12 protein-coding genes are annotated in these 14,080 nt (G+C 46.2%); all 12 read left to right on the top strand.

Annotation, left to right across the window (positions count from 1 at the left end):
* Window positions 1-24: 24 nt before the first annotated feature.
* Complete coding sequence (cobM, locus tag B2M23_RS11540; protein ID WP_038352252.1) at window positions 25-786, top strand: precorrin-4 C(11)-methyltransferase; 762 nt, start codon at window positions 25-27, stop codon at window positions 784-786.
* A gap of 3 nt (window positions 787-789) precedes the next feature.
* Window positions 790-1,860, top strand: coding sequence for a cobalt-precorrin 5A hydrolase (locus B2M23_RS11545; RefSeq protein ID WP_038352251.1), 1,071 nt, complete (start codon window positions 790-792; stop codon window positions 1,858-1,860).
* Between the two features lie 57 nt (window positions 1,861-1,917).
* Window positions 1,918-2,658: a precorrin-3B C(17)-methyltransferase gene (gene cobJ, locus B2M23_RS11550; RefSeq protein WP_038352250.1), complete on the top strand. Its 741-nt coding sequence runs from the start codon at window positions 1,918-1,920 to the stop codon at window positions 2,656-2,658.
* Complete coding sequence (gene cobK, locus B2M23_RS11555; protein ID WP_038352249.1) at window positions 2,655-3,407, top strand: precorrin-6A reductase; 753 nt, start codon at window positions 2,655-2,657, stop codon at window positions 3,405-3,407. The genes cobJ and cobK overlap by 4 nt, the downstream gene beginning before the upstream one ends.
* Before the next feature lie 47 nt (window positions 3,408-3,454).
* Window positions 3,455-4,954, top strand: coding sequence for a cobyric acid synthase (locus tag B2M23_RS11560; protein WP_038352248.1), 1,500 nt, complete (start codon window positions 3,455-3,457; stop codon window positions 4,952-4,954).
* 1 nt (window position 4,955) lies between these two features.
* A complete protein-coding gene (cbiB, locus tag B2M23_RS11565) occupies window positions 4,956-5,960 on the top strand; it encodes an adenosylcobinamide-phosphate synthase CbiB (RefSeq protein ID WP_052237229.1) in 1,005 nt (334 codons plus the stop codon).
* A gap of 11 nt (window positions 5,961-5,971) precedes the next feature.
* Complete coding sequence (locus B2M23_RS11570) at window positions 5,972-7,021, top strand: pyridoxal phosphate-dependent aminotransferase (protein ID WP_038352247.1); 1,050 nt, start codon at window positions 5,972-5,974, stop codon at window positions 7,019-7,021.
* A 6-nt stretch (window positions 7,022-7,027) separates the two neighbouring features.
* Window positions 7,028-7,582, top strand: coding sequence for a bifunctional adenosylcobinamide kinase/adenosylcobinamide-phosphate guanylyltransferase (gene cobU, locus B2M23_RS11575; protein ID WP_038352246.1), 555 nt, complete (start codon window positions 7,028-7,030; stop codon window positions 7,580-7,582).
* A gap of 90 nt (window positions 7,583-7,672) precedes the next feature.
* Window positions 7,673-8,185 (top strand): SEC-C metal-binding domain-containing protein, encoded by a 513-nt coding sequence (locus B2M23_RS11580; RefSeq protein WP_038352245.1) that lies wholly within the window; start codon window positions 7,673-7,675, stop codon window positions 8,183-8,185.
* A gap of 78 nt (window positions 8,186-8,263) precedes the next feature.
* Window positions 8,264-9,187 (top strand): tyrosine-type recombinase/integrase, encoded by a 924-nt coding sequence (locus B2M23_RS11585; RefSeq protein WP_038352244.1) that lies wholly within the window; start codon window positions 8,264-8,266, stop codon window positions 9,185-9,187.
* 288 nt (window positions 9,188-9,475) lie between these two features.
* Window positions 9,476-12,274, top strand: a complete 2,799-nt coding sequence (locus B2M23_RS11590; RefSeq protein WP_038352243.1) for a leucine-rich repeat protein — start codon at window positions 9,476-9,478, stop codon at window positions 12,272-12,274.
* Window positions 12,275-12,293: 19 nt separating this feature from the next.
* Window positions 12,294-14,069 carry an O-antigen ligase family protein gene (locus B2M23_RS11595; protein ID WP_167617880.1) on the top strand — a complete coding sequence of 592 codons (1,776 nt, stop codon included), beginning with the start codon at window positions 12,294-12,296 and terminating at the stop codon, window positions 14,067-14,069.
* Window positions 14,070-14,080: the final 11 nt, after the last annotated feature.

The raw sequence follows: 14,080 nt of genomic DNA on the forward strand, positions 1-14,080 counted from the left end.
ATCAAATAAAAACTAGGAGTACAAATGAAAAACACAGTATACTTAATCGGGGCGGGTCCTGGAGATCCGGAGTTAATTACCTTAAAGGGCAAGCGCTTGATTGGCGAAGCGGACATTATTATCTACGCAGGCTCTCTGGTCAACAAGGAAGTGCTGGCAGGCCACAAGGAAGACGCTGAAATTTACAACAGCGCCTCCATGACACTGGACGACGTCATCGAAGTGATCACCAGGGGCGTTAACGAGGGCAAGAAAGTTGTTCGTGTCCACACTGGCGATCCGGCGATCTACGGCGCGATCCGTGAACAGATGGACCGCCTGGAGGAAGAAGACATTCCCTTTGAAGTGGTGCCGGGCGTCAGCTCCTTTACCGCCTCAGCCTCTGTTCTGAAAAAAGAATTTACACTGCCGGACGTGTCACAGACCGTTATCTGCACCCGTCTGGAAGGCCGCACTCCAGTGCCGGAAAAGGAAAAACTTGAATCACTGGCAGCGCATCACGCTTCCATGGCCATTTTCCTGTCCGTTCAGATGATCGACGAAGTGGCAGAACGCCTGATGACCCAGTACGAGCCCACCACACCCATTGCCGTTATCCAGCGTGCAACCTGGGAAGACCAGAAAGTTGTTCTGGGAACCCTTGAAACCATTGCGGATAAGGTAAAGGAAGCCGGTATTACAAAAACCGCTCAGATTCTGGTCGGGGATTTCCTGGGCGACAAGTACAGCCTTTCCAAGCTGTATGATCCGTCCTTTACCCACGAATACCGCACCGCTACAAAATAGGGTATGAAGCGCACAGAGAGATGGGCCGTTGTCGCTGTTTCCAGACAAGGTGTCCGGAAAGCCCTTGAGGTAAAGGAGCACATTCCTGAAAAAGCGCCGGACATCTTTACCATGGAGAAATACGCCGCCCCCGGAACACAGCTGATCCGCGGAAAAATCGGTGAATTTTTCGGAACGCTCATGGCCGATTACGATACGGTTTTATGCATCATGGCCACAGGTATTGTGGTTCGGAGCATTGCGCCCCATCTCGGCCATAAGTCAAAGGATCCGGGCATTTTGGTCATGGATCCGGACGGGAAGTATGTTATCAGCCTTTTATCCGGACATCTCGGACACGCCAATGAGAACGCCGTATATCTGGCAAAGCGTATGGACGCCCAGCCCGTCATTACCACCGGAACCGATGTGAAGGGCAGTATGGCAGTGGATGTGCTGGCTGAAAAGCTGGGCTGCACCATTGCGGATTTCACCACGGCCAAGGATGTAACCGCCTTGATCCTGGACGATGAACCCGTCGCCCTGATTGTCGAAGAGCACGGTAAACCCACTGGGCTGGTGCTGCCGCCGAATCTGGTTTTTTCAGAAAAGCAGGAGGCCCTTTCCGGCGATTACAGCGGCTGCGTGGTGGTCTCAGCCGATGATCCGTTTATCTGGCCGCCAGGAAAACCCGTTATTCAGATCGTGCCGAAAAAAATCGTGATCGGTATCGGCTGCCGTAGGAATACCGAGGCAGCGCGGATTGAGGAAGCTGTGAGACAGGTGCTCGCCGCCCTTGAGCTCCATCCGCTATCCGTTAAGGCATTTGCTACCATTGGCCTGAAAGCCGATGAGAAGGGAATACACGCGGCCTGCAAAACCTTTGACGCAGAGCTTAAGGTGGTGCCGGATGATTTTGTGAAAATGGTACAGAGCCGTTTTGAAGGCTCGGACTTTGTTTTCAAAACCACAGGTCTCTACGCGGTCAGCGAGCCGTGCGGCTATGTGGCGTCCGGCTTTGGCGCGTGTTTGCTGGAGAAGCAGAAGTGTGGGGGAATTACCCTGTCGGTCTGGCAGGTCGTCAATAAAGAATGAACTGCGGCTTTGGGCTGGAGATCGTTTTGAAATAAGCAAATTAAGAGGAGAAATAGATTGAGTAAAAAAATTTACGTAACAGGTCTGGGGCCAGGTCTGTATGAACATATGACAGAAGCCGCTAAAAATTCCTTGAAGGATGCGGACGTGATTGTAGGCTATAAAACCTACATTGATTTGATCAAAGATTTAATCGGCGATAAGGAAGTGCTTTCCTCTGGAATGCGCAAGGAAATCGACCGCTGCCAGGATTGCCTGGATCTGGCTGAACAGGGAAAAACCGTTACGCTGGTAAGCTCCGGTGACGCGGGCGTGTACGGTATGGCAGGCATTATGCTGGAAATCGTTGAAAAGCAGAAAAGCGACGTTGAAGTGGTTGTGGTCCCTGGGATTTCCGCCGCCAATGCGGCAGCGTCTACCTTAGGCGCTCCTTTGATGCACGACTACTGTGTCATCAGCCTCAGCGACCTGATGACCGACTGGGAAATGATTAAAAAGCGCCTGCGCTGTGCTGGCGAAGGCGATTTTATTGTGACACTCTACAATCCAAAGAGCAAGGGCCGTCCGGATAATATCGTGGAAGCCCAGAAGATTCTGCTGGAATATAAAGCACCGGAAACACCGGTGGGCATTGTCAGAAACGCCAAGCGTGCCAATGAAAGCTACGTCATCACCACACTTGAAAAAATGTGCGATGAAGAAATCGACATGTTTTCCATGGTGGTGATCGGCAATTCCAAAACCTATATTACAGAAGACCATTTAAAAATGATTACACCACGGGGGTACCAGCTGTGATTCTGGTCCTCGGAGGAACGTATGACAGCCGCAAGCTGACAGAGGCGCTGCTCGGACAGGGCTGCGCCGTTCTTTATTCCTCCGTAACTGCTTATAATACAGCAAGCCTTCCGGAAAACGCACGTCTGGAAATCCACACCGGAGCCCTTGAGACAGACGGACTGGCCGGGCTGATGGCTGAAAAGCGCATTGAGCTCTGTGTGGACGCCACCCATCCTTACGCGAAAGAGGTTTCGCTCAACGCCATCGCGGCCTCGAAAAAAGCAGGGGCCGCCTATGTGCGCCTGGAAAGGCCGCGGATGATGGATGACGGGCAGCAGACGCTGGGGTTTCCGGATTATGAATCAGCAGTGCGTTACCTTTTGGAACAGGAGGGCAATGTCCTGCTGACAACAGGAAGCCGCCAGCTGGAGTTTTACGATCCTCTGCCCAAGGAACGTGTGATCGTGCGGGTGCTGCCAACCAGCAAGGTGCTTGAAAAGTGTGAGCGTCTTGGCTACAAGCCACAGAATATCATTGCCATGCAGGGGCCTTTCAGCTACGCTATGAACGTGGAGACCATCCGCCAGTTCGACATTCGGTTTTTGGTCACAAAGGACAGCGGCGACGTGGGCGGCGTCAGTGAAAAGCTGCGCGCTGCGGCCGATATGGGCGTGCGTGTTATATTTATCGAACGCCCCAGGATTGAGTACCCGGTCGTCTTTAATACAGCAGAGGAAATACTCGGCTGGATGGCAGAAAATAAATAGTTAAAACCAGATCAGTGTGCGCATAAAAATAAAGCTAGGAGTAAAAAATGAAAAAGGCAAAAAATATCATGTTTCAGGGGACGGGCTCATCCGTGGGAAAAAGCCTGCTGACCGCAGCAGTATGCCGGATTCTGAACAATAAAGGTTACCGTGTAGCGCCCTATAAATCCCAGAATATGGCGCTTAATTCTTATATAACCCTCGACGGCAAAGAGATGGGCAGAGCGCAGGTCGTTCAGGCGGAATGTGCCAGAATTGAGCCGCAGGTAGAGATGAATCCAGTGCTTCTGAAGCCGAACTCAGACGTGGGCTGCCAGGTTATCCTGAATGGAAAGGCCGAGTTTAACATGAACGCGGTCGAGTACCATGCCCATAAGGCAAAGCTGACCGATGTGGTCATGGACGCCTACAATATGCTGGCAGAAAGCCATGACATCATCGCCATCGAAGGCGCAGGAAGCCCGGCAGAGATCAATCTCCGTGACAACGATATTGTGAATATGGGACTGGCAGAAATGGTGGACGCGCCGGTTATCCTCATCGGCGATATTGACCGCGGCGGGGTCTTTGCCTCCGTTTACGGTACCATCAAGCTGCTTGCGCCAGAGGAACAGGCAAGAATCAAGGGCTTTATCATCAATAAATTCCGGGGCGACGTCGAGCTGCTTACGCCAGGCATTGAGATGATCGAGGAAAAGGTAGGCGTTCCGTGTCTGGGTGTTATCCCTTATCAGCGCCTTGTCATTGATGATGAAGACAGTGTAACCGAGCGGTGGGATGAACAGCGCGAGGGCGTGATCACCATCGGTGTGGTACGGCTGCGTCATATTTCTAACTTTACCGACTGCACAGTCTTTGACATGTACCCCGATGTTAAGGTAGAATATTATGAGAACCAGCGGGAGCTGCACCGTGCCGATCCCGATCTCATTGTAATACCGGGCAGCAAAAATACCATTGACGATATTGTGAAGCTGCGGGAAAGCAGGCTGGAGGAAGAAATTCTGGCCAAGCATACAGCTGGCGTGCCGGTAATCGGTATCTGTGGCGGCTACCAGATTCTCGGCGATGAGATCTGTGACCCGCACTGCGTCGAGTCTACAGTAGGTTCCATCAAGGGGTTGGGGCTGTTAAACATGCGCACTGTGCTGGAGGAAGAAAAAACCACCACGCGGGTGGCAGGACACATCAGTGCAGATTTCTTAAATATGGGACTGAGCGGCAGTGCCATCACCGGCTATGAGATCCATATGGGTGAAACCACGCCCATTGATGACACCAAGAGCTTTTCAACGCTTGAGGACGGGCGCTCGGACGGCGCGGTATCCGCAGACGGTACAGTTATGGGGACCTATCTGCACGGCGTGTTTGACAACGATTCGTTCCGTGAAAAATTAATTGAAACCCTGAAAAAGAAAAAGAACATCGCGTCAGAGAGCGAAGCGGTCGATTTCAAGGCCTTTAAGGAAGAGCAATACGATCTGCTGGCCGAAACCGTTGAAAATAATCTGGACATGCAGAAATTAATGGAAATTATTGGAGTATAAGATGCTTTTAGGAATGAGCGCTGGCATTTGGTTTTGTCTGATTGTGGGAGCTGTGGTGCTGGACCGCCTGATCGGCGATCCGGCATGGATTCCCCATCCAATTGTATACATTGGAAAACTGGTTGGATTTTTAACAAAAAAATTAAATAAGGGCAAGGCCAGAAAATTCAAAGGCCTCATTCTCTGGGTATTGACAATTGTGATTACCGGCGCTGTTATTCTGGCAGTGCAGTATATTACATACCGGCTCAATATCGTTTTATTTTATGTGGTGAACCTTTACCTTTTATCCACCACCATTGCGGCGAAATGTCTGCAGGAGGAGGTCATGAAGGTCTATGACGCACTGCGGGACAAGGATATACCAAAGGCCCGCACCATGGTCGGTTACCTTGTGGGGCGCGATACCCAGGAGCTCCAGGAAGGCGGCATTGTCCGCGCGACAGTGGAAACCACCGCGGAAAACACCATTGACGGAGTGCTCGCGCCGATTTTCTACATGTTTGTCGGCGTTGTCCTGTGGGTTTTTGTGCCCTTTGTCAACCCGCTGCTGCTGGCCATGCTGTACAAAGCCGTCAACACCATGGATTCCATGGTCGGCTACGTTCAGGAGCCCTACAAGGACTTTGGCTATTTTTCCGCCAAAATTGACGATATCGCCAACTTTGTCATCGCACGTATTGGAAGCTGGTTTATGCTCATTGGCGGCCTGTTTCTGGGATATAGGGTCGGTGAAGGGCAGCGGATTTACGCGCGCGACCGAAAGAACCATAAAAGCCCAAATTCCGGGCATCCAGAATCCGTGGTGGCCGGGCTCTTGGGCGTTCAGCTGGGCGGCACCAACCTGTATTTCGGGCAGACGCTTGAAAAGCCGACCATCGGCGATGCCGGACGGAGCCTGGCCTACGAGGACATTAAGGATACCATCAGCATTATGTTTTCCAGTGAGGTCGTTATGATGGTACTCACGGGCCTGATTTTCTTTGGAATTTATATTGTTTCATAGTGAGGAAAAGAATGAATAAACATGGCGGATATCGAGGCGACAAAAAAGACGTGCTGGATTTCAGCATTAACATTAACCCGCTGGGGATGCCGGAGGGACTGAGAAAAAGGCTGGAAACAGCTCTGGACGACCTCGGCAGATACCCGGAGATCACAGGCGAGACAGCCCGGAATAAAATCGCAGAGGACATCGGCGTCGCGCCAGAAAACGTGATTTTGGGGAATGGCGCCATTGAGCTGATCTATCTTTTTGCCAGAGGCGTTCACCCGGAGCAGGCGCTCATTCCAGTGCCCACCTTTAACGAGTACCGCCGGGCGCTCAGTATGAACGGCTGCGGCGGAGTCAGCGAGCTTACGCTGTCGCCGGAGGATGATTTTGAGCTGGATCCCGAAAGGCTCATCCGACTGGCAGAGGAATGCCGCCCGAAGGCGGTGTATCTCTGCAATCCGACCAACCCGACAGGGCGCCTTTACAGCAAAGCCTTTATCAAGGAGCTGATGGATCGGATGGACCCTGAAATTATCTGGTTTATTGACGAGTCCTTTATCGAATTTTCAGGCATCGAAACCTGTCTGGAATATGTAAACCACTCCGACCGCCGTCTTTTCCTGCTACGTTCACTGACCAAATTCTTTGGGGTGCCGGGACTGCGGATCGGCTACGGCGTCGGCTCAGCAGGGCTTATCCAGGCCATGGAGGCCTACAAAGAGCCATGGACCATCAATACCCTGGCGCTGGAAGCCGCCATGTGTATCTACGATGACAAAGCCTATATGCAGAAAACGCGGGACTACATCCAGACAGAGCGGCAGCGTGTTTTCGACGCCCTGTCCAGTCTGCCTGGTCTGAAGGTGTATCCGAGCGGCGCGGATTTCCATTTGTATAAGGTGGCGGGAAGAAGCGCGCAGACACTTCAGAAGGAGCTGCTTGAGCAGCGTATCAATATCCGGACCTGTGAGGATTTTGCTGGACTGGAAACCCAGTTTTTCAGAGCAGCCATCAAGCGGCGTGAGGATAACGACCGTCTGATTGCAGCTTTAAATAATATTTTAAGGGGATAAAAGAAAATGGGAAGCTTAGTATTTGTAACTGGCGGCGCCCGAAGCGGCAAAAGCAGTTTTGCGGAAAAGGCAGTCAAGGAAGTGGGCAGCAAGGTTGCCTACATTGCCACAGCCATTGCCTTTGATGACGGCATGAAGGACCGGATACGAAGACATCAGGAACAGCGTCCGTCAGAGTGGGCAACCATCGAGCGCTATAAGGATTACGAAGTTATGGCGGAGGATCCTGCCTTTCAGGAGGCCGACGTCATTCTGTTTGACTGCCTGACTGTTATGATCACCAACAATATGCTGGATTACGATGTGGATTATGACCACTGCGGCATGGACACCATCGCAGAGGTTGAGGATAAGATCAGGGAACAGGTTAAGATCCTGCTTGAGGTGTGCAGAGACAAGCACCTGTTCATGGTCTCAAACGAAGTGGGGCTGGGGCTTGTGCCCTCCTATAAGCTCGGCAATTACTTCAGAGATATTTCCGGAAGGATGAATCAGTACGTGGCCTGCCGGGCCGATGAGGTCTATTTTACCGTTTCAGGAATTCCAATGAAATTGAAATAAAAGACCCGGATTTTTGTCATTCAGGAATTGTAATAAAACCGGGAATGCGATATAATATTTTGAGCAAAACAGGAACAGAAGGAGAAAACGATGAGTTTATACGAAGAATGGAAAGAGGTCTCAGACATTGATCCTGCGGAGGATGAAAAAGGCTATAAAGCGCTTTGGAATGAATATCTGACTAAAGAAACGGCTTTTTATGAAGATATTCTGGGTAAAAAACAGGATGTTGTAGAAGGAACCATCAGTGAGCTGGCAGAAAAATACGACGTCACCCCCGTGATGATGGCAGGCTTTATGGACGGCATCAGCGAGAGCCTGAAATCGGATTTCGATAACCTTGAAGAGCTGGAAGCCGATACCCAGGTACGCCTGGAAATTGACTTTGAAAAGCTGTACTACAACATGGTAGGCGTACCGGCCGAATGGCTTTATGATCTGCCGCAGTGGGATGATATCCTGACAGCCCAGAGAAAACGGGAATTGATGAAAGCCTCCAGAGAAAGAAACACCGTTGTTAAAAAAGAAAAGATCGGACGCAATGATCCATGCCCATGCGGCAGCGGTAAAAAATATAAAAAATGCTGCGGTAGAAACGCGTAAGCATAAGGCCCCGGGATGTAACGAAAAGTTATGTCCCGGGGTTTTTTGTTTAAAGATAAATTTTACAGAGGAAGAGAAATGAAAGCAGAAATGACCTTAGCAGAATGGATAGGAAAGCGGCAGCAGTCGGTTCGGCTCACAAGCTTAAAAACCTATGAAAGCTATGAGCGGGCGCATATTATTCCTTTTTTGGGCAGCCAGAGGCTCGCAAGCATCAGTAATCAGCATATGATGGAATTCAGGGAGCATTTAAAAAGGAAGGAAAAGCTCGCGCCAAAGACGATTCGAGACATACAGGGACACCTGATTAAAATCCTGAAGGATGCCAAATCACACGGCTATATCGAAGCCGTGCCAGAGGCAGCCAAAGCGGTGTTGAAGACCAGCGAAAAGCCGATTTTATCCCAAAGCGAGCAGAAAATACTGTGCGAGACGCTGAAAAAAGATTTGAATGCAAAATCGATGGCGGTCCTTTTATCCGTAGGCGCAGGGCTGAGACTGGGCGAAGTGATGGGATTAAATGTGGGAGATGTGGACCTGGAGGCAGGCGTTTTGCGCGTCCGGTACAGTCGCCAGCGGGTAAAAACAGCGGAAGAAGACAAAACTAGCGTGATCAAGACAGCGCTGAAAACAGGAAAAAGCCGCCGGGATATCCCGCTGAACGAACCGCTAAAAGAAATTTTAAAAGAATATCTGAAACACAGCACCCAAAAAGATATCCAGAAGCCACTGATCTCCTGGAAAGAAAAAAGGCCCATTGACGCACGGACCATTCAATATTATTTTACAGAATTAAAAAAAAGCCATCAGCTCGACCCTTCGGTGACCTTTCACAGCCTCCGTCATTCCTTTGCCACCCGAGCCCTGGAAGCAGGCGTTGACATGCAGGCCCTGTCCGAACTCATGGGACACAGCAGCGTTGCCTTTACCCTGAGCTGCTACGGACATTGCGCCACAGAGCATAAAAGAGCGCAGATGGAAAAAATGGCACAATGCTGGTGAAATAAGGGTCGTTAAGTTAGGAACTTAACGATAAAATAACTATAAAAATATTTCTTTTCTCAATAAAATTTTCAATAATTTGATTTTTCTGCAATTGTTTTTATAGATTTTATTGTCATAAAATCTTATACTTCTCGATTATATAAGTCTATCATGTTTTATTAAAACTTGCAATATGTGGCAAAAAGTGTGGCAAGTCTTTTTTTATTTTTTGATGTTTTTTATCGTTAAGTTCCTAACTTAATGATGAATTTAACTTTAAGTAAGGAGAGGAAGGAGAGCGTTGTCATGAAATTAAAAAAAAGAGTGGTACATATTCTAACAGTTTTATTAATCTTAGTTCTGCTGCCTGTAGGTGTATTTGCACAACAGGATTTTGGGGAAAAGTCTGAGACAGACAATTCGGCGAAACAGTTGACAGAGCAAGAGGCTATACCATCTGCGACATCTGAAAATACACAAGCTAATAAAGTAAATGTAACGGAAGAACTCGAAGATAAATTAACAAAACCGGAAAAAGAGGAAACAATGCCGCTATTGGAATTGCCTGAATTCAATCTGCCACAGATATCAGTAACAGAGCAGAATGAGATACAAAAATCAGAGCCTGAGTCTTCACCTCGACAAGAAGTTAAAAGAATCGAGACAGTAGCAAAAGATGATTATACATACCGAGAAGTGGAAGGTGGCATTGAAATTACTAAATACAGCGGTACAGATGCCGATGTAATCATACCGGATACGTTTGAAGGCAAAAGTGTCATAAGCCTGGCAGCACATTCATTTTCTAACAATTCGACCATCATTTCTGTTACAGTTGGCGCAAACGTGCAGAAAATTGGTAGTTATGCTTTTTATTCCTGTAGCAAGTTAGCTAAGGTGGTTGTTCCTGCTTCTGTGATAGATATCGACAGTAATGCTTTTGGATATGACAATCAGATTAAAATTTTTGGCACGCCGGGGAGTTTTGTCCAGACTTACGCCGAAACAAATCATTTGAACTTCGTTAATATAATGGCTAAAAAGTCAGGAGATTTCTATTATGAAAATGACACAGTAGACGGAAGTATCGGAGTTCGAATATTAACTTACGAAGGAAAAAGCGCGGTTTTGAATCTCAATACAATCGAGGGAAAAAATATTATAACAATTGGTAAAGGTGCTTTTTTCAACAATCAAACACTGGAAAGTCTCAGCCTGGGAAAACAGATAAAAATAATCGAGGATAACGCTTTTAGCAGCTGTAGCAGTTTGAAAAATGTAACATTTGCAGAGGGACTGAAAAGTCTCGGCAGTAATGCTTTTAGCAGGAGTGCGTTAACCACTGTTAAAATGCCGAATTCGACAGAGAGTTTGGGAACTTATGTTTTTTATTATTGTGAGTCTTTGAAAGAAATCACGACGGGCACAGGGATAAAAATTATTCCGCAGTCTTTTGCCTCGAATTGTATTAATCTTGAAAAAATCACCTTTAATGGAGAAGTTGAGGAAATAAATAGTTATGCTTATACTGGCTGTGGTTCACTGCGTGTTATTGAAATTCCTGCGAGTGTTGTCACATTTGGGGATTATCCTTTTAATCAATCTACGATTATTTCAGGGAAGAAAGGCAGCGCTGCAGAAAAGTTTGCAAAAGAAAAAGGATTAATGTTTGTAGATGAAAGCACGAAAAAATCAGGTGATTTTTATTATGAGGAGATTGAAAACGGTGTGCGGATTATCGGTTTCACATCAAACAGTAGTGAACTGACGATACCAGACAAACTTGAAAATAAGGATGTAGTTGAAATCGGTAATTCTGCTTTTTCTGGGAATTCAAATCTGAAAACAGTTACTGTGGGTAATAGTATTATTGTTATCGGCAATAATGCTTTTTCGACATGCAGAAATCTAAAAATTGTAAATTTCAACCAAAATTTATCAAAAATTGGGGACAGTGCGTTTTTTGAATGCAGAACGTTAAAATCCATAACACTACCGGAAAATATTAAAACAATTGGAAAAGATGCGTTTGGGGGTTGTAATGGCTTGAAAAAATTAGAAATTCCCGAAGGCATACAGTCCATCAGCTGTGAAGGATATACATATAAGCCGTTAAATGCGCATATTGTCGGCAAAGAAGGCACAGAAGCTGAAGCGTTTGCGAAGGATAAGGGATGGCCTTTCGTCAGCGATACCACGCCCAATGAAAATGACTATTATTATGAAAGTGTCGACGATGGGGTTAAAATACTGTTTTCGGCCAATTCGGTAAACAAAGATGTCCCCCAAAGCCTGGGCGGAAAACCCGTTGTTGAAATTGGAGACAGCGCCTTTGCGTATGATAATGATATCGAAAATTTTGAAAGTGGCAATGTCCGTTTTATAAATGCAAATGCATTTGTAGGCAGCACCCTCAAAAATATTAAACTTTCAGAGAAAACGGAGGATATCGGAGATTATGCTTTTAGAGACTGCAAAGCGTTAACGGCCATAAAAATTCCTAACAGTACGAAAGAGTTGGGAGTTGGCGCTTTCAACTATTGCAGCAAGTTGGCGTCCGTCACATTGGGAAATAGCATTCAAACAATAAAAAGTGGCACTTTCGATTATGCAGCCTTCAAATCGATCACGATGCCGACTTCCATCAAAACAATCGAAAATGCGTTTTGGCAAAGCCGAGTAGAGACATTGATTATTCCGGAAAATGCCGAGGACGTTACCTTGAAGGATTATTCTTTGAGATTATACAGTCTTAAAGAGCTCTATCTACCAGCCTGTGTAACAACCATTGAGGAAAATGCGATTGGGGATTATCATTCGCCGGATTTGATTATTTACGGAGATGCTGGTTCGGTCGCGGAGGCGTACGCTCAAAAATACAACATTAATTTCAGCACAGAGATGTGGCAGTTAGGGGATGTAAATAAAGATAAGCAAATCAACGCCTCCGATGCTTTATTAATTTTACGACATTCTGTCAAGGAAATAGAACTGACCGGCAATGATTTCATCTGGGGAGATGTCAATAAAGATACACTGGTCAACTCATCGGATGGTTTGCAGATATTAAGATATGCCGTTAAAGAGATTAATCATTTTGATTGATAGACGGAACAAAAGTATTATGGGAGAACAAAAAAGAAAAAGAAAAAATTCAAATAAGAAGAGTAAAAAAGACAAAAGAAACAGTGTTATATTGACAAATAATAAAAATGCAGCCGCTGCCAGAAAAAAAGGCGTTGACTTTTTTAAAGTGATTTTATTTACTATTCCCTTTTTCTACGGATTGTTTTACGAATTCACAGCCTGTCTTTCTGGCATAGCACTGGCAGTATTTCTGATTTATTGGATTTATAAACAAGAAACTTTTTGTTTTGGCGGAACAGGCGCCAGCCTGCTGATGGTTTTCTTTCTCTGCTATCTGCTCACCTGCATCTGGGCGGTTGATCGGGGAATGGCCTTTGCAGGATTTATCAAGATTTCGCCTTGCATTTTGTTTTTACTGGTAATGATGCAGTTCACGCGGAATGAGATCAGGGACTGCCTGCAAGTGGTTCCGTTGTCGAGTGCCGTAATGGCTGTTTTATCCATTTCTGGGTTTATCATTCCGGAATTTTCCAACTGGTTTATTGATGGTGGACGATTGGGCGGATTTTTCCAATATGCCAACAGCTTTGCTCTTTATCTGCTTTTGGGAATAGTTGTTATTGGCTTTAGGAATGAACGTAGCCCTGTGAATATGGCGCTATTTGGTATTTTACTGCTCGGTATTTTTCTGACAGGCAGCCGAACTGTTTTTGTCTTAACGGCTGTGCTTGTATTGGTCTTGTTGATAAAGGCTGAAAAAATACGGCTGCCTCTTTTGGGGATTTTCAGCGTACTCCTTGCCGTGGTTCTGGTGTATGTCATTCTATCGGGAGATACTGGCGGAATTGGACGGTTTACAAAACTGTTCACCCAGTCCACAGAGTTATGGGGGCGTGTATTATACTGGAAGGATTCCATACATCTTTTGATCGAGAATCCTTTTGGTATTGGCAGTTCGGGTTATTATTACATACAGCCTCAGGTGCAGACGGGCGTTTATTCCACGCGATACGTTCATAACATGCTATTGCAGATGGGGATGGACGCGGGGATCCCGGCTATGTTGATTTTTGGATTTGTATTTTTAAAAACACTTTTTTCTGAAAAGCGCAGCTTTATGGAAAAAACACTATTGATGCTCATCGGTATCCATAGTTTTGTAGATTTTGATTTACAATTTTTGTGCATATGGTTCATCTTACTTATGGTGTTTGATCTGGGTAAGGTGAGAACAATTTCTACACCCCTCATTGCTAAAAAGGCATTTATAACTATTTTGGCACTTATATCAGGGTTTTACACTTATCTTGGAATTGGTTTTTATTCAGGACATATAGGTAATTATGAAAATGCTTTAAAGATACTGCCATTTGAAACTGAGTTTAAGACAAATATGATTTTAGAGGGCTCGTCAGAGAATGACACTATCCGTTTATCAAAAGATATTTTGAACACGAATGATGCGGTGGCACTGGCTTATGAAGGAATGGTTCTAGAGGCAGGGCAACGTCAGGATTATGAGTCAATGATTTTGTATAAGCAGGAGTCTATTAAGCGTGCTAAATATGATGAAAAACGTTATGAAGAATATTTGAAAATTCTTGAGGAGACTATGGATTTTTATAATAAACGCGGCGAAATTGAAAAAATTTATTATTATGGAGATATGGCGTTACAAATTCCTGATATGCTTAGGCAGGTGGAGAATAATACCGATCCGATCGCTTATCAGATAAAAGATAAACCTCAATTGGAATTGTCGGAAAACGCCCGTGTTTATTTAAATCAGCTTCAAGAATGTTTAATTCATTAGAGGGATATATC

This window comes from Eubacterium limosum (assembly GCF_000807675.2).
GTDB lineage: Bacteria > Bacillota > Clostridia > Eubacteriales > Eubacteriaceae > Eubacterium > Eubacterium limosum.